Here is a 15,435-nt window from a genome sequence, read left to right on the forward strand (position 1 = left end):
TGACTAAATGTCATGATTTTTATTTCTTTTTCGAATAAATCTAAAGTGAACAGTAGAGAAAAACTGCATTATGTCATTTTTGATATAAGTATATAACTAAAAATGCATAGGTTATTCAACTTTTTTCCTTTACACTATTTTTAAACCGTAAAGTAAACGCTTTCAATAATGGGTTGGGGAGGAAGTAATATGATAATTTTCGGTGTAGCACTGCTGTCTATTTGCATGTTGATAGGGGTAATTGTAGGGGACGCATTAGGAGGGCTGATGGGAGTAGAAGCCAACGTTGGGGGAGTAGGGGTATCTATGCTTCTTCTTGTACTAGCGGTAGATTATTTAAAGAAGAAAAATAAGCTCCAAGTAAAATCCGAAGAAGGCATTGCTTTTTGGGGAGGTATTTATATTCCTATCGTGGTAGCAATGTCTGCACAGCAAAATGTTGTAGCTGCTCTTGATGGAGGAGGCATGGCGCTTCTTGCAGGGGTGGTAGTAGTCGTAGTAGGCTTTTTATCCATACCATTTATCAGCAGAATAGGAGAGAAAGCGAAGGTGAACGAACAAGAAATAGAGCTTTCTATTTTACCTAAGGAGCAGATAAAATGATGAATATGATCAAAGAAGGATTAGAAAATAACGGGCTGATTACAGCATTTGCTATTATTGGGATTGTCATGTATATTGCTTATTTTTTATCAGATAAATTAACAAAAGGAAGAGTTCACGGATCTGCTATTGCTATTATGTTTGGATTAATCCTTGCATATATCGGTGGAGTGAACACAGGAGGAGAGAAAGGAATTTCTGATATACAGTTATTTTCAGGAATTGGTTTAATGGGCGGAGGGATGCTGCGAGATTTTGCCATTATTGCTACTGCGTTCGGCGCCAGTTTTAGCGAAGTCAAAAAAACGGGAATCAGTGGGATTACGGCCTTGTTCTTTGGGGTTTTCTATTCCTTTGTAATAGGTGTAGTTATTGCTCTTTGTTTTGGATATAGAGATCCCGTTGCTTTAACCACAATCGGAGGAGGAGCGGTGACCTATATTGTGGGGCCGGTTTCTGGAACTGCGATTGGAGCCTCTTCTGATATTATTGCGTTAAGTATAGCTATAGGATTAATTAAATCCATTTCAGTTATGATTTTGACACCGATATTCGCTAAGAAAATCAAATTAAACAACCCTCGTACAGCAATGATCTATGGAGGAGTTATGGGGACGACGAGCGGTGTAGCAGCTGGTTTAGCCGCGACAGATGTAAAACTTGTACCCTACGGAGCCATGACAGCTACATTTTATACAGGTCTTGGTTGCTTACTCGTACCATCTATCCTTTTTTTACTCACAGAGATTATTTTTTAAGTGTACAAAGTGTTTTATGAATAAAAGACTGCTGTGCTCATTAAACTAAAGAAAAGGCCATACTAAATAAAAATGTTTAGTATGGCCTTTTCTTAATCATTTTGTTGAACGAAAGCTATTAACAACCATGCCGCTTATCAGCACAACAGCAATTATTATAAACGGAATAAATGTTCCTAGAGATGTATGGTCTGCAAAGAATGAATGTAAGTTCTTTTCATGTCCAATCATATTTCCAGCAGTATAAGCTAAAATAGCTGCTCCACCATAAACGAGCAGGGGAAATCGTTCCATCAAATACAAAATGAGCTTGCTTCCCCAAACAATAATGGGGACGGATACGAGTAATCCTGTGACAACCAAGATAATATTTCCATGAGCTGCGCCTGCTACAGCTATTACATTATCTAGGCCCATTACAATATCAGCAAATACAATCGTTCTTACAGCGGCGCCCAATGTCACACCTGCACGGATTGAAGATGCATCATCACCTTCTGATACAAGAAGCTTAAAGGCAATGATCACTAATAAAAAACCGCCAATGAGCTGCAAGTAAGGAATAGTTAGTAAATAAACAGCTAAAATAGTAAGTACTATGCGAACTATCACTGCTAAGCCAGTCCCTAAAAAAATAGCTTTATTTCGCTGATATTCAGGTAAGTTGCGGCTTGCTAAGGCAATAACAATAGCGTTGTCTCCACCTAATACAATATCGATACCGATAATAAGAAGAATGGAGGTTATTAATTCTAAATCCAATAGTCTTCCCTCCCAATATGTAAGGATAAGTAGCTCATATTGCTTTATCTGTGTTCATTTTTAACAAAAAGCGTTCATAGGGTAAAGAGATTATGTATATAACAAAGTAAGGTGTAAGGTGGCTATGAGTTGTCAGAGTATTTTTTATTTCCTTTCTTTCGCATTTTGTCATAAAATAGATATACAAGGTTCACTCAAATAGTGTATGCTTGTATATCCCAAGTTAGAATGCTTTACAAAGTAAGAAAGTACATGTAATATTGCTTTAACACGGGGGTAAAATAGTCCCTTCATCGTTTAGGGGTAATGTTCGAAATGGCCGGATTACCTTCACTGATTTTTCCGAAGGGAGAGATGATAATGGAAATCGAACGCATTAATGAAAACACAGTAAAATTCTTTGTCACTTACGTAGATATTGAAGAACGTGGATTTGATCGCAATGAAATTTGGTTTAGCCGAGAGCGCAGTGAAGAGCTATTCTGGGAGATGATGGACGAAATTCATCAAGAAGAAGAGTTTGTAGCAGAAGGTCCTCTTTGGATTCAAGTACATGCGCTTGAGAAGGGGCTAGAGGTTATTGTAACAAGAGCACAAGTTTCAAAAGACGGTCAAAAGTTCGAAGTACCTGTTGGTGAAAATGATAAAATCGATATCCCTGTAGATGGAAAAATTGAAGCGTTGCTTGATCATCAAGCGAATCAAAATAAAAAAGCTGATTTTGAAGAAGAAATTATAGAAGACGAAGGGCTACAGTTCGTCGCACGCTTTCAAGACTTAGAACATTTAATTTCCTTAAGTCACCATTTAGAGTTAGATGATATCATCAACAGCATGTACGTGTTTGAAGGGAAATATTATTTATACGTTGAGTTTACAGATGATGAAGACTTTGTAGCTGAAATTGATAACATTTTAAGTATCATTTTAGAATATGCAAATGAATCAAATGTAACAGTTCATCGTTTAATGGAATATGGAAAAGAATTAATCAGTGAAAATGCACTTGAACAAGTAAAGCAGTATTTTCCTTTACGATAATAGCAGCCGATTTCATGTATATGAAATCGGTCTTTGTTTTGCCCTCTTTTTTGGAAATGCTCTCCGTTCATATCGAACAATATAGGTGGAAAAAGCAGGCGGCTGGTTCCTACACAGGAAAGTGTAGTGTTAAAATAACAAGTTTGAGGATAATAACGGTATAGAGACCTGTTATTAATGATGAAAGATTGGTTTTAGGATAGGTGAAAACAAGTTGAAAAATAGATTACAGCTTTTAATTTTTGTTATTGGTATTATTGCTTTGCTTTATTTTACAAAAGGGTATTGGGACGGTAAATTTATTGGCGTGCTAAGTATCTTAATTACGATTAGTGTTGTTTTCATCGGTCTTGTTATTTCATTAGAAAACCGTCATCCAACTCAAACGCTAACGTGGCTCGTAGTATTAGGCGGTTTCCCGGTAATAGGGTTCTTTTTTTATTTGTTATTTGGACGCAATACGCGAAAACGGCGTTTATTTGCTAAAAAAGCAAAGCTGGATGAACAGGTGCTTTTAAAGATGGAAAGAGATTCCGGTATATTAGAAAATCACTTTGAACAGTTGGGCACAAGTAGAAAGCAAATGCTGAAGCTAGCCGTCAGGCTTGGCAAGAGCCCAATTTCTTTTTCATCAGATACGCGCGCATTGACCAATGGAAAAGAGACGTTTCACGAAATTATGGAATCATTAAAGCATGCAAGGCATCATATCCACTTAGAGTATTACATCGTACGACATGATCACTTAGGAGAACAAATTAAAGATATTTTAATTCAGAAAGTACAAGAAGGAGTTTATGTACGTTTCTTATATGATGCCGTGGGCAGTTTTCAGCTTTCACCGCATTATATTCACGAGTTAAGAAACGCGGGCGTAGAAATGATTCCATTCTTGCCGGTCAGACTTCCATTTCTCAATAATAAAATCAACTTCCGTAATCATCGTAAAATTGTAGTCATTGATGGAACAATTGGATTTGTAGGGGGTTTGAATATTGGTGATGAATATCTCGGAAAAAGTCGGCATTTTGGTTTTTGGAGAGATACCCATTTGATGGTGAAGGGTGAGGCAGTCCGTTCATTGCAGCTTATTTTCTTGCAAGACTGGTATTATATGACAGGTCAGACGATGCTTACTCAAACGTATCTATCGCCTGATTTAATTGACATTGATATGGAAAAGTGCGGCGGTGTTCAAATGATTGCTGGCGGACCAGACCGTGAGTGGGAAATTATCAAACACTTATTTTTTGCGATGATTACGTCTGCGAAAGAGTCCATTTGGATTGCTTCTCCTTACTTCATACCTGATGAAGATATTTTTACTTCCCTCAAAGTAGCTGCTCTAAGCGGTATAGATGTAAGGCTTCTTGTACCTCAGAAGCCAGATAAAAAAATTGTTTTTCATGCATCACGCTCTTATTTTCCGGAGCTGCTAGAAGCAGGTGTGAAAATTTACGAGTATAAAAAAGGATTTATGCACAGCAAGATTGTGATTGTTGATAGAGAAATTGCCTCTATTGGAACAGCTAACATGGACATGAGAAGCTTTCATTTGAATTTTGAAGTAAATGCTTTTTTATATCGCACGGCTAGTACCCAAAAGCTCGTATATGAATATATGCAAGATTTAGAAGAAACGAGTGAGCTTCACTTTAAAGACTTTGAAAAGCGGCCATTTATACAGCGGCTATTTGAATCAACAGCCCGTTTGCTTTCACCGCTATTATAATTACTGTAAACCACATTGCGTATGCTGCAATGTGGTTTTTTTCTGAAAGAAAAGGGTTTAGTAGAAAGGTGTCGAATACAAGGATATAGCTCGCTACTATAGGAAGGAGAAATGTAAGATTGTTAGTTGCCCAAACAGAAGAAGGCCTCATTTCACTAGCTCAGCGCTTTTCGCTTGAACAGCTTAAGCTGTGGAAAAAAGAAAAGCAGTTCTACTGTCCCTCTTGTCAATCCCCTGTACAGTTAAAGGTAGGTACAAAAAAAATCCCTCATTTTGCTCACTTGAAAAAAACGTGCGTCGCTCAGCATGAAGGTGAAACAGATTATCATCTCGACGGAAAGCGAAAGCTGTTTCACTGGTTTAGTTCTCATCTTGAAGTCGAGTTGGAAAGTTATCTTCCTGAAATTATGCAGCGTCCAGATCTTCTTGTAGATACGCCCTCGCAAAAATATGCAATCGAATTTCAATGTGCTTCCTTATCCTCCTCAGTGCTAACCAAACGTTCTATTCATTATGAGAAAGGAAATTATATGCCCCTTTGGATTATGGGGGCAAAAAGAATGAAGCGCTTATCCACTTATATGTATCAGCTTTCTTTTCAAGAGTGGCAGTTTCTTACTCTTTCCGATTATACGCCCACACTTCTTTATTTTTCACCTTCTACTAATCAACTGTTGAAACTTGAACATCTTATTCCTTTTTCATCTCAGATTTGTTATGCACAGCTTGTCGTGCTCTCTCCTCACGAGCATACCTTTCATGATCTTTTTTCTACACATACACAACCTCAATTTTTCTCTTCATGGATAAAGAAAAAGAAGGCATGGAGAACGCATTATATCCTCTATCCTAATCAGAAGCTTCAGCCTTTTTTACACGCTCTTTATGAAAACAATATTCCTCCCTCCCATATTCCAGCAGAAGCAGGCATGCCGCTGACTTCTTTATACATGGTTGAAACGTCTGCTGCTATATGGCAAACGTGGCTGCTTCTTGATTTAATGCAGCAGAAGCAAGTAGGGGATTTAGTTACAGAAAAAGAGTTATGCCGGCTATGGCTCTACAGAATTCATCAGAGGCATATTGTATTTCGGTCTTTGCCGATGGCCCCTGTTGCTGTGGAACAGCCCCTGTTTGAGTATATAGAGGTATTATGCCGGCTAGGGATGCTAACGTATATAACTTCTGGGGTATACAAAATCAGAAGGTCCTACACGATTCCAAAGCAAACATCTGATGCTTTTTTAGAAGATGGACAAATGATGAAAAAGTGGTTAAATCAAGCAAAAGAAGTGACATAATCACTGAAAATCAGTACGCTTAAGAAAGAATCCTTTTTTCAAAAGCGTACTGACTTTTGATTAATTCTTTTAAAACAACATACAATAACGAAAGAAATAAAAAGGATTCGCCTTAGAAAAAGCGAACAGTTATAGACAGGTAGAAAAAGATGGAGGGATGACCATGAGTGAACAATCAAAAGTAAAAAAGTTACCAAGTAGAAGCGAGATAAAAGTAGAAGATACGTGGAAACTAGAGGATATTTTTGCTTCAGATGACGCATGGGAAAAAGAATTTGAAGAAGTAAAAGCTCTTATTCCGCAAATGGAAAAATTCAAAGGGAAGCTTGGAGAGTCGGCTCAAACTTTGTACGACGCTCTTCAAGAACAAGACGAGCTCACAATGCGCGTTAGTAAACTTTATACATATGCTCATATGCGCTACGATCAAGATACCACTAACTCTTTTTATCAAGGGTTAAATGATCGTATCAAAACACTTTATACCCAAATTGCAAGTGCACTATCGTATGTAACACCAGAAATTTTGTCTATTGAAGAATCAAAAATTAAACAATACATGACGGAACATAAAGAGCTAAAGTTATATGCTCACGCGTTAGATGAAATTACTCGCGAGCGTCCGCACATTTTATCAGAAAGTGAAGAAGCGCTTCTCGCTCAGGCTTCTGAAGTGCTAGGATCTTCAAGCAACACGTTTGGAATGCTAAATAACGCAGATTTAGAGTTCCCTTCCATTAAAGATGAAAATGGAGAAGAAGTAGAAATTACGCACGGGCGCTATATTCGCTTTTTAGAAAGCAGCGATCGCCGCGTACGAGAAGAAGCATTTAAAGCGGTGTATGAAACGTACGGTAAATTTAAAAATACGTTTGCAAGTACGTTAAGCGGCACGGTGAAAAAAGATAATTTTAGTGCCCGCGTTCGTCACTATAATTCAGCTCGTCACTCAGCTCTTAGCACAAATAATATTCCAGAAGAAGTATACGATAACTTAGTTAAAACAGTGAACGATAATTTGCATTTATTGCATCGATATATTGATTTACGTAAGAAAGTATTAGGAATTGAAGAGCTTCATATGTATGATCTCTATACGCCTTTAGTAAAAGACGTAAAAATGGAAGTAACCTATGAAGAGGCAAAAGATTATATTTTAAAAGGTCTGAAACCACTAGGTGAAGACTACCTTAACGTGTTAAAAGAAGGATTTGAAAATCGTTGGGTAGATGTTCATGAGAACAAAGGCAAGCGAAGCGGTGCTTATTCTTCAGGAACGTACGGCACCAATCCTTATATCTTAATGAACTGGCAGGATAATGTAAATAACTTGTTTACACTAGCCCATGAATTTGGCCATTCTGTACACAGTTATTACACAAGAAAAACGCAGCCATATCCTTACGGAGATTATTCAATCTTTGTTGCAGAAGTAGCTTCAACGTGTAATGAAGCGCTTCTAAACGATTATTTACTAAAAACGATTGATGATGAAAAGCAGCGCTTGTACTTGCTTAACCATTATTTAGAAGGATTCCGCGGTACGGTATTCCGTCAAACGATGTTTGCTGAATTTGAGCACGATGTGCACGTGCGTGCTCAAAACGGAGAGCCGCTTACACCTGAATTATTAACAAAATTATATTATGACTTAAATAAAAAGTATTTTGGAGACAACTTAGTAATTGACGAAGAGATTGGATTAGAATGGGCTCGTATTCCTCATTTCTACTACAATTACTATGTTTATCAATATGCTACAGGATTCAGTGCAGCAGCGGCATTAAGCAAGCAAATCCTTGAAGAAGGAGATGCAGCTGTTGAGCGCTATGTAGGTTTCTTAAAGTCAGGAAGCTCTGATTATCCAATTGAAGTGTTGAAAAAAGCAGGAGTGGACATGACAACATCTCAGCCTATTGAAGAAGCGCTAGCTGTATTTGAAGAGAAATTAACGGAAATGGAACGTTTATTAAATCAATAAAATTAAAATGAAGCAGGAGCTGTATCCTGCTTCATTTTTTAAATCCTCGAAATTTGTTGTGATTGTTAAGCAATGTAAAAATAATAAGAATAGCTAAAAATAAGAGAGGGCCTGCGATAATGAGAGGAACAAGCTGCATAAGAGATAAAATATAGAATAAAAAAGAAAACAAAAGGATAACGATACCTAGAGTAATTCCAGCAATTTTCATAGTTAACACCTCTATTAAAAGCATAATTGGTTGTACTATATGAGTGAATCTGGCTGTTTATGAAGTTTTTTTATAAAAAAGTGAATAAAATTGAAAAAAGGGGTTGCCAAAAGTCGACATAATTTGCTATAGTATTAATCGTGAAGTTTATCACAAAACAAACATATACCCCTTTGTTTGACCGTGAAAAATTTCTCCCATCCCCTTGTTGTCTTAAGACAAACGAAAAGACTTGGCGAAAGCCAAGTCTTTTTTGTTTAGTCGATGCTTATATATTGGATAAGTATCGATATTTAATGATTAACAGCTCTTTTCAGTACTTCTCCAAAAGGTTCCGTATTTGACAGGAACTCTCTCAACAACTTGCTGAAGCTGAAGTTTTTTCAATTCTTTTTCAGCCTCTTCTAATGATAAACCATACACAACCGCAACTTCTTTTGAAGCAACAAATTGAAAATAGCTTAAAAATGAACGAAGAGGCGGAAGACAAGCTGGATCTGGGTCAATTTCTAACATCTCTTTAATGATGTGTACATATGTTTCGTACGAATAATATCCTGATATCTTAATGCCTTCTTCTTCAACTTTTTCGTTAAAGAACACAAGAGTTGGAATCTCATCGACATCCATTTCCGACGTGATTTTTAAATCACATTGAAAGGCCTTCGCAGCGTAATCTGAATGCAAATCTTTTACAAATTCATTAACATCTAGCCCCACATGTTTTGCACATTGTATTAAGACAGATTCTTCTGTAACATTTTGTTTTTCTAAAAATACTACTTCTTGAAGTCTTCTCAAAAAGCGAATGCCCTGTTTCTTTCCTTGCAGCCCGGCCGCTTTAATTGCAATTGATGCAGCGTAAGGAGTATCGATTGGGTTTTCAAGCCACAGATTGCCGTCACATGACATACCGGAGCGGCTTCCAGTCTTCTCCCACGATTTTGCAATATGTTCAAATCTCTGCTGTGCTCCAATATTTAATTGCTGCAAGTTTCCGCCAAGCACATGCTTGAGGGATAACAGCTGACCATATTCTATTTGTAACTTCTTTAGAATAGGCTCGAGTGCCCAGCATTCCGGGCAAAGAGGGTCAACAAATACATAGATTTCAAGCGGTTTTTTATTTGAACCTTGACAAAGCTGATGCAAGGATGGGTATTGGCTATTTAGATTACTCAATGTGAAAATCCTTTCTCATCTGTCTGTTCCGGTGAATTAATCATGTGTTGGGCAGTTAAAATAAGACGATGATAAAGTTCATCTCTCTCAGGGCCTTCTAAATTAATTTCGTCCATTGCTTCATGCATACACGTCAGCCAGGCTTTGGCTCTTGACGGTGTAATTTCAAAAGGAAGATGCCTAGCTCTCAGCATAGGGTGACCATGCTCTTCAGTGTATAACGAAGGCCCTCCTAAATATTGTGTCAGAAATTGCTTTTGCTTTCGTGCTGTTTCTGTTAAATCATCAGGAAAAATTGGCGCGAGCTCAGGATGTTGTCCAACGCGTGTATAAAAAGCATCAACAAGTTTTGAAATCGTATGTTCACCGCCTAATAATTCGTAAGGGGAGTGGATTTTTTCTCTCATGTTGATAACTCCTTTGTTATAAGAAATATACGTCTTAACTCTTTGGTGTTTTTTACTTTCCTTAATTTTAGCAGTGTCATTTCGTTAACTCAAACTATCCGCTTACTTCTTCTACTGGAAAAGAGATAAAGTGGACTTTTACATAAGAAAAGTCTATGATGCTGTGGCGAATCACTAATTATGAGAAACAAAGGAATACTTCCACAAACGTTTCCTTCTATTTATATAGTGTAACCTCGACAAACTACAGCCATTCCATGTTCGAGTGGCGAATGATTGGACTCTTTTACACAAGATAAGAAGACATAATTTTATTTACATATTTTTGCGTTTCTTGAAAAGGAGGTACTCCGTCGTATTTATCGACATTACCTGGTCCAGCATTATAGGCCGCCAACGCTAATTTCACGTTTCCGTTGTATTTATCTAACATTTGTCGAAGATATTTGGCTCCTCCAAATACATTTTGCTTGGAGTCGTACGGATCTTCTACACCAAGAGCTTTAGCGGTTGCTGGCATTAGCTGCATAAGCCCAGCCGCTCCGACAGAACTTTTGGCAGATGGATTAAAGTTTGATTCTTGTTTAATAACAGAACGAATAAGTTTAGGATCCAGCTGATAGCGTGCAGCTGCTTCTGTAATTATCGTTTGTACATCCTGAGAACTGGCCTTTGCCGTTTCGTTTTTTTGTGCAGGTAAGGCAGCATTTGAAGCCACTGCCTTACCTGAGGAAGAAACAGATGGCTCGGACTGCATTTGAACCGCCGTAGATGGAAACATCTGCGCTGCCTTCAAGTAAAGATTGGTACTCATTTGAGGCTCTTGATTGACGTAGTCTTGAAAAAGCTGAGCAAATACAGAGAGTAAAGTTGTACCAAGCATCACGTTAGCTGTCGGCAGCTGGTTGTTAACTGAAAATGGCTGAGTTCCAGGAAATTGAACGGAAGACATGTAATTGTTAATATTCATGCTCATGAATTTATTCTCCATCCATTAACGTATACTTTCGCTTGTAAAACCGTCGAATTTTGTTTTCCGTTGGTTTCTTTTTAATATCAAGCTCCGTAAGCAATTGCTCAAAATATTTTGCTCCTTCATTGGCATCGGTTACTTCGTATTCAAGTTCATAATCCTCAGTACCTAGATAAAAGCTATGATCGAGTACAAGTAACCCGTTTTTATATGGAATTTCTGCTCGACTTGTACGCAAAGTGCCAAAATAAGTTAGCGCATGGCTATCGACTTGTAAATCAGTAATAAGCTGTTGAATTGTTGACGGAATCTTGGCGCTGCCATCTAGCAATTCTTTAGCTTGTTCATTTGTTAATGCTTCATGTGTTTCTAAAAGACCCTCTTGATGAGGCTGTTTGAGCGTGAGAACGGACTTATCCTTTTTGCTTCGAATTCGCAGGGCAGCCCCGCAGTCTTTTAACGAGAAAGCAGGTGTATCAAAATAGTGGTTTTCTTGAGAAACAAACTGATCTTCAGTTAATTGAAAGTGTGAGCGGAGACGACCAAACTCTTCTTTCGTTACTATATTTTTAAATTCAATTTCAATTTCTTGTTTCAATGAAATCATCCTTTTAATTTAGGTCTTTTGGTAAGGCACTTTCCATCTTAATTTATCACACTTTTTGAGACAGTAAAACTACATTTCCTAACAGGAATATCCATATGGGGAACTTGGAAAATGAAGAAATACGGATTGTTTAGGTTTTACCTTTATTAAACGTTCCTGGAATGTGTTAAAATAGTAACGAATTGTATAGTTGGAAGGAGTTTATTTATGCACAATCGAATTGACATCACTACCTGTGTGATGAAATCAAATGAATTACATTTAAAAGCAGACCCTATTGAGACGGAAATTGAACAATTGGAAGATACAAAACAAATGCTTGTTGACTCAGATAACATGTCATTTGTATATGTTGTAGATATTAATGATCAATTTATGTATGTTGGCCTTAGTGATAATATTTGGGCGAATTTAAAGCACGTCTTACATAAAGATATGAAAGTATTTTTAGAAATTAATAAGGAAGTAATTGAGCTATCAGCCGTTAAAGAAGAGCTATCTTATCTCATCAGTAACATCGAAGGAAATGTGAATTATGGAGACGAGATGGTAGCAAGAGTAGAGGAAGTTTTTTTAGATAAAGAAAATAAGTAATAGAGAGAAAAAAGGGGGGTGTTATTAATGATCAGGCATTGGGATTTATTTTTAGCACCGTATAAACAAGCCGTTGAAGAACTTAAGGTGAAATTAAAAGGAATTCGTTCACAGTATGATATGAAGTCTACGCATTCACCTATTGAATTCGTGACGGGACGAGTAAAGCCTATCGCCAGTATTTTGGATAAAGCGACTCGAAAAGGAATTTCTCTCGATCGCTTAGAGGAAGAGATGCAGGACATTGCGGGACTCCGTATGATGTGTCAATTTACGGACGATATTAAAGCGGTCGTAGAGCTCCTTCGTCAGCGCACAGACTTTGAATTGATTGAAGAAAGAGATTATATTCTTCATAAAAAAGAAAGCGGCTATCGTTCATATCATGTGGTCGTATGTTATCCTGTTCAGACAATTAAAGGTGAAAAGAAAATTTTAGTGGAAATTCAAATTCGTACACTGGCTATGAATTTTTGGGCTACAATTGAGCATTCTTTAAATTATAAGTACAGCGGGAAATTTCCTGAGAATATCAAAAAGCGACTTCAGCGTGCTTCTGAAGCGGCTACTCAGCTCGATGAAGAAATGTCTCAAATACGAGGTGAGATTCAAGAAGCCCAGGCTATTTTCTCACGAAAAAAAGAATCGGCGGAAGAATCTTAGGTATGACTCAGCAACAGCTTTGTACATTGGATGGATAGGGGGAGAGAATTAGGTGGAGAAAATAAAATTTGCTATTACATCAAAAGGCAACCAAATATCAAATACGCTTATGCAAAAAATGAAAACGTATTTATTAGATTTTCATTTAGAATATGATGAAAACCAGCCTGATATTGTAGTGTCAGTAGGAGGGGATGGAACGCTTCTCTACGCGTTTCACCGCTATCGAAACCGACTTGACAAGACGGCTTTTATTGGGGTTCATACCGGCCATTTAGGCTTTTACGCAGATTGGACACCTGATGAGATTGAGAAGCTGGTGATTGCTATTGCAAAGACACCCTATCAGACTGTAGAGTATCCACTGCTCGAAGTGATTATTCGCTATACAAACGGTGGACGCGAAGCTCGATACTTAGCTCTGAATGAATGTACGGTAAAAAGTGTAGAAGGTTCTTTAGTAATGGATGTGGAAATTAAAGGGCAGCGTTTTGAGACATTCCGAGGAGACGGCCTTTGCGTATCCACTCCCTCGGGAAGTACAGCTTATAACAAATCCCTTGGAGGCGCGATTTTACATCCTTCGCTTCAAGCTATTCAAATTGCTGAAATGGCTTCTATTAACAATCGAGTGTTCCGTACGATAGGTTCTCCATTGGTTCTTCCTGGACATCATACAGCGCTGTTAAAGCCTGTCAACGACGCAGACTTTCAAATTACCATTGATCATTTAACTCTTTTACATAAAGATGTAAAGTCGATTCAATTTCGGGTAGCAAGCGAAAAAATTCGATTTGCTCGCTTTCGTGCGTTTCCTTTCTGGCAGCGTGTCAGAGACTCTTTTGTATGTGATGATTAAAGGCAGGGAAGAGAATGAAACAAGTTTTTACGTTGAGTTGGACCGTAGATAATTCTTTCGAGGGTGTAGCGGTTCGTGAATTTTTAAAAGAACATGATATTTCCAAAGCTTCTCTGACGGACATTAAGTTCAGAGGAGGAGCAATTGAAGTAAATGGAAAGCATGCAACGGTTCGATATATTCTGCAAAAAGGTGACGAAATCAAGGTGGCGTTTCCACCAGAAAAAGCAAGTGAAAGTCTTCTTCCTAAAGCTATACCTTTGGATATTGTATACGAAGATGAGTATATATTAGTTTTGAACAAGCAGCCAAACATGCCAAGTATACCTTCTCGAGAACATCTAACGTGGTCACTAAGTAATGCTGTGCTCTATTATTATGAGAAAAATAACATTAACTCGACTGTTCATCTTGTGAATAGGTTGGACCGAGACACATCTGGGCTGCTTATTGTCGCTAAGCATAGGCACGTTCATTACTTATTCTCTAAAGCACAAAAAGAACATGAAATTAAACGCGTGTACCGAGCTTTTGTTCATGGTAAGCTTGTTGGCAAGGAAACGATAGAGGCACCGATTGGCCGAAAAGAGTCAAGTATCATCGAACGGGAAGTAAGAGAAGATGGGCAGTTTGCTATTACACACTATACGGCGCTTCGTCAGTATTCTTCTTTTACAGAAGTTGCTCTTTCGCTTGAGACGGGGAGAACTCACCAAATTCGTGTTCATATGGCTTATAAAGGATATCCACTGCTTGGAGATACCTTATATGGCGGAACGAATCATCTTATTTCTCGTCAAGCTCTCCACAGCTATGAGCTCACTTTTTTTCATCCTTTTTTACAAAAAACTTTGTCTTTTAAAGCACCTTTGCCGCCAGATATGCAGAAACTTCAAATCGTAAAATAAAAGTCGCTTTTTTTAATGAAAAGCGACTTTCTTTTTACACGAAGTGATTAAATTTTTCCTCTACATAAGGCATAGATGAAGGCACCGATATAATATTCCCTTCAGGATACTGAAACGCCGTTAAAGCCCCTCCAAAAACTGCGCCTGTATCAATATTAATGGTATTATGAATTTTTCTGGCTTTTACTACGGGTGTATGCCCATACACGATAAAAGGTTTTCCGTTATAATGTTTGGCCCAATCCCGTCGGACAGGCATGCCGTTTAGATGTTTTTCACCCGTAATATCTCCGTATAGCACAAAGGTTTTTACTTTTTTATCCGTTCTGCCGATGTATTCAGCTTTAAGACCGGCGTGAGCAATAATTAATTGGTTTTGATCAAGCTGCACATATAGAGGTGATTGTTCATAAAGCTCAATGAACTTTTTTTTAATGAATTTCTGTTCTCTTGAAGGCAAAGCTTCGTACTCAGCAACGGTCGTTTCTAACCCATGAGTAATTTGCACTTTGCTACCGCAAAAGAAGCGATATAGCTTATTGCAGTGATTGCCTGGACAGTAGTAAGCTTGCTGATGCTTTATTACAAGTGACCATACGAGCTCAATCACTTTTAGTGAATGAGGTCCTCGGTCTGTTAAATCACCTACAAATCCAAGGCGCCGTCCGTCAGAGTGGACAGGAATCCCGTCTTGCCACTCATAGCCAAGTTTTTCTGTTAACGCTTTTAATTCATCATAGCACCCATGGATATCGCCTATTATATCTACTTTCATCTTTTATCCACATCCTTAAAAGGTTTTTCCTTTGACGATATAAAATTACCCTTATATGGAGCAAACTATGTGTAGAAC

17 protein-coding genes are annotated in these 15,435 nt (G+C 37.9%); 10 read left to right on the forward strand and 7 right to left on the reverse strand.

What is annotated here, in order from left to right:
- The first annotated feature begins 189 nt into the window (after positions 1-189).
- Positions 190-603: a malonate transporter subunit MadL gene (gene madL, locus LIS78_RS03670; protein ID WP_116076734.1), complete on the forward strand. Its 414-nt coding sequence runs from the start codon at positions 190-192 to the stop codon at positions 601-603.
- On the forward strand, positions 600-1,361 hold the full coding sequence (gene madM / locus LIS78_RS03675; protein WP_252284655.1) for a malonate transporter subunit MadM: 762 nt from the start codon (positions 600-602) through the stop codon (positions 1,359-1,361). Before madL ends, madM begins: the two co-directional genes overlap by 4 nt.
- A 96-nt stretch (positions 1,362-1,457) precedes the next feature.
- On the opposite strand, the gene LIS78_RS03680 is transcribed toward madM, so the two are convergent.
- Positions 1,458-2,123 carry a TerC family protein gene (locus LIS78_RS03680; protein WP_209150973.1) on the reverse strand — a complete coding sequence of 222 codons (666 nt, stop codon included), beginning with the start codon at positions 2,121-2,123 and terminating at the stop codon, positions 1,458-1,460.
- Positions 2,124-2,483: 360 nt separating this feature from the next.
- Between LIS78_RS03680 and mecA the strand changes: the two genes are divergently transcribed.
- From mecA to pepF, 4 genes are all read left to right on the forward strand, one after another.
- The gene (mecA, locus tag LIS78_RS03685; protein WP_013055427.1) at positions 2,484-3,164 is read left to right on the forward strand and encodes an adaptor protein MecA; all 681 of its coding nucleotides are present in this window, start codon (positions 2,484-2,486) and stop codon (positions 3,162-3,164) included.
- Positions 3,165-3,378: 214 nt separating this feature from the next.
- A complete protein-coding gene (gene cls, locus LIS78_RS03690) occupies positions 3,379-4,896 on the forward strand; it encodes a cardiolipin synthase (protein ID WP_116076732.1) in 1,518 nt (505 codons plus the stop codon).
- A gap of 119 nt (positions 4,897-5,015) precedes the next feature.
- A complete protein-coding gene (locus tag LIS78_RS03695) occupies positions 5,016-6,197 on the forward strand; it encodes a competence protein CoiA (RefSeq protein WP_252284656.1) in 1,182 nt (393 codons plus the stop codon).
- Between the two features lie 163 nt (positions 6,198-6,360).
- Positions 6,361-8,178 carry an oligoendopeptidase F gene (gene pepF / locus LIS78_RS03700; protein WP_116076728.1) on the forward strand — a complete coding sequence of 606 codons (1,818 nt, stop codon included), beginning with the start codon at positions 6,361-6,363 and terminating at the stop codon, positions 8,176-8,178.
- A gap of 31 nt (positions 8,179-8,209) precedes the next feature.
- Here the strand turns inward: pepF and LIS78_RS03705 are convergent, their stop codons facing one another.
- The 5 genes from LIS78_RS03705 to LIS78_RS03725 form a co-directional block, all read right to left on the reverse strand.
- Complete coding sequence (locus tag LIS78_RS03705) at positions 8,210-8,389, reverse strand: hypothetical protein (RefSeq protein ID WP_195781185.1); 180 nt, start codon at positions 8,387-8,389, stop codon at positions 8,210-8,212.
- A gap of 300 nt (positions 8,390-8,689) precedes the next feature.
- Positions 8,690-9,541 carry a ClpXP adapter SpxH family protein gene (locus LIS78_RS03710; RefSeq protein WP_028412354.1) on the reverse strand — a complete coding sequence of 284 codons (852 nt, stop codon included), beginning with the start codon at positions 9,539-9,541 and terminating at the stop codon, positions 8,690-8,692.
- A 26-nt stretch (positions 9,542-9,567) separates the two neighbouring features.
- The gene (locus LIS78_RS03715; protein WP_013055433.1) at positions 9,568-9,978 is read right to left on the reverse strand and encodes a globin domain-containing protein; all 411 of its coding nucleotides are present in this window, start codon (positions 9,976-9,978) and stop codon (positions 9,568-9,570) included.
- Positions 9,979-10,264: 286 nt separating this feature from the next.
- Positions 10,265-10,954, reverse strand: a complete 690-nt coding sequence (locus tag LIS78_RS03720) for a lytic transglycosylase domain-containing protein (protein ID WP_209150975.1) — start codon at positions 10,952-10,954, stop codon at positions 10,265-10,267.
- Between the two features lie 4 nt (positions 10,955-10,958).
- Positions 10,959-11,549: a CYTH domain-containing protein gene (locus LIS78_RS03725; protein ID WP_252284657.1), complete on the reverse strand. Its 591-nt coding sequence runs from the start codon at positions 11,547-11,549 to the stop codon at positions 10,959-10,961.
- A gap of 216 nt (positions 11,550-11,765) precedes the next feature.
- On the opposite strand from LIS78_RS03725, the gene LIS78_RS03730 reads away from it, so the two are divergent.
- The 4 genes from LIS78_RS03730 to LIS78_RS03745 all read left to right on the forward strand — a co-directional run bounded on the left by LIS78_RS03730 (position 11,766) and on the right by LIS78_RS03745 (position 14,582).
- Positions 11,766-12,152 (forward strand): UPF0738 family protein, encoded by a 387-nt coding sequence (locus LIS78_RS03730; protein ID WP_014461567.1) that lies wholly within the window; start codon positions 11,766-11,768, stop codon positions 12,150-12,152.
- A gap of 27 nt (positions 12,153-12,179) precedes the next feature.
- On the forward strand, positions 12,180-12,815 hold the full coding sequence (gene yjbM, locus LIS78_RS03735; protein WP_014461566.1) for a GTP diphosphokinase: 636 nt from the start codon (positions 12,180-12,182) through the stop codon (positions 12,813-12,815).
- A gap of 61 nt (positions 12,816-12,876) precedes the next feature.
- A complete protein-coding gene (locus LIS78_RS03740) occupies positions 12,877-13,674 on the forward strand; it encodes an NAD kinase (protein ID WP_025749877.1) in 798 nt (265 codons plus the stop codon).
- Between the two features lie 14 nt (positions 13,675-13,688).
- Positions 13,689-14,582, forward strand: a complete 894-nt coding sequence (locus tag LIS78_RS03745) for an RluA family pseudouridine synthase (protein ID WP_209150977.1) — start codon at positions 13,689-13,691, stop codon at positions 14,580-14,582.
- A 34-nt stretch (positions 14,583-14,616) separates the two neighbouring features.
- On the opposite strand, the gene prpE is transcribed toward LIS78_RS03745, so the two are convergent.
- Positions 14,617-15,357, reverse strand: a complete 741-nt coding sequence (gene prpE, locus LIS78_RS03750) for a bis(5'-nucleosyl)-tetraphosphatase PrpE (protein WP_209150978.1) — start codon at positions 15,355-15,357, stop codon at positions 14,617-14,619.
- Positions 15,358-15,435: the final 78 nt, after the last annotated feature.

The sequence above is a fragment of the Priestia megaterium genome (assembly GCF_023824195.1).
In the GTDB taxonomy this organism is placed as follows: domain Bacteria; phylum Bacillota; class Bacilli; order Bacillales; family Bacillaceae_H; genus Priestia; species Priestia megaterium_D.

What these genes read in the sequence shown, in the direction of transcription:
- LIS78_RS03720 (WP_209150975.1), bottom strand. Translation starts at nt 10,954, where the DNA reads ATGAGCATGAATATTAACAATTACATGTCTTCCGTTCAATTTCCTGGA.
- prpE (WP_209150978.1), bottom strand. Translation starts at nt 15,357, where the DNA reads ATGAAAGTAGATATAATAGGCGATATCCATGGGTGCTATGATGAATTA.
- LIS78_RS03730 (WP_014461567.1), top strand. Translation starts at nt 11,766, where the DNA reads ATGCACAATCGAATTGACATCACTACCTGTGTGATGAAATCAAATGAA.
- madM (WP_252284655.1), top strand. Translation starts at nt 600, where the DNA reads ATGATGAATATGATCAAAGAAGGATTAGAAAATAACGGGCTGATTACA.
- madL (WP_116076734.1), top strand. Translation starts at nt 190, where the DNA reads ATGATAATTTTCGGTGTAGCACTGCTGTCTATTTGCATGTTGATAGGG.
- mecA (WP_013055427.1), top strand. Translation starts at nt 2,484, where the DNA reads ATGGAAATCGAACGCATTAATGAAAACACAGTAAAATTCTTTGTCACT.
- LIS78_RS03745 (WP_209150977.1), top strand. Translation starts at nt 13,689, where the DNA reads ATGAAACAAGTTTTTACGTTGAGTTGGACCGTAGATAATTCTTTCGAG.
- pepF (WP_116076728.1), top strand. Translation starts at nt 6,361, where the DNA reads ATGAGTGAACAATCAAAAGTAAAAAAGTTACCAAGTAGAAGCGAGATA.
- LIS78_RS03705 (WP_195781185.1), bottom strand. Translation starts at nt 8,389, where the DNA reads ATGAAAATTGCTGGAATTACTCTAGGTATCGTTATCCTTTTGTTTTCT.
- yjbM (WP_014461566.1), top strand. Translation starts at nt 12,180, where the DNA reads ATGATCAGGCATTGGGATTTATTTTTAGCACCGTATAAACAAGCCGTT.
- LIS78_RS03715 (WP_013055433.1), bottom strand. Translation starts at nt 9,978, where the DNA reads ATGAGAGAAAAAATCCACTCCCCTTACGAATTATTAGGCGGTGAACAT.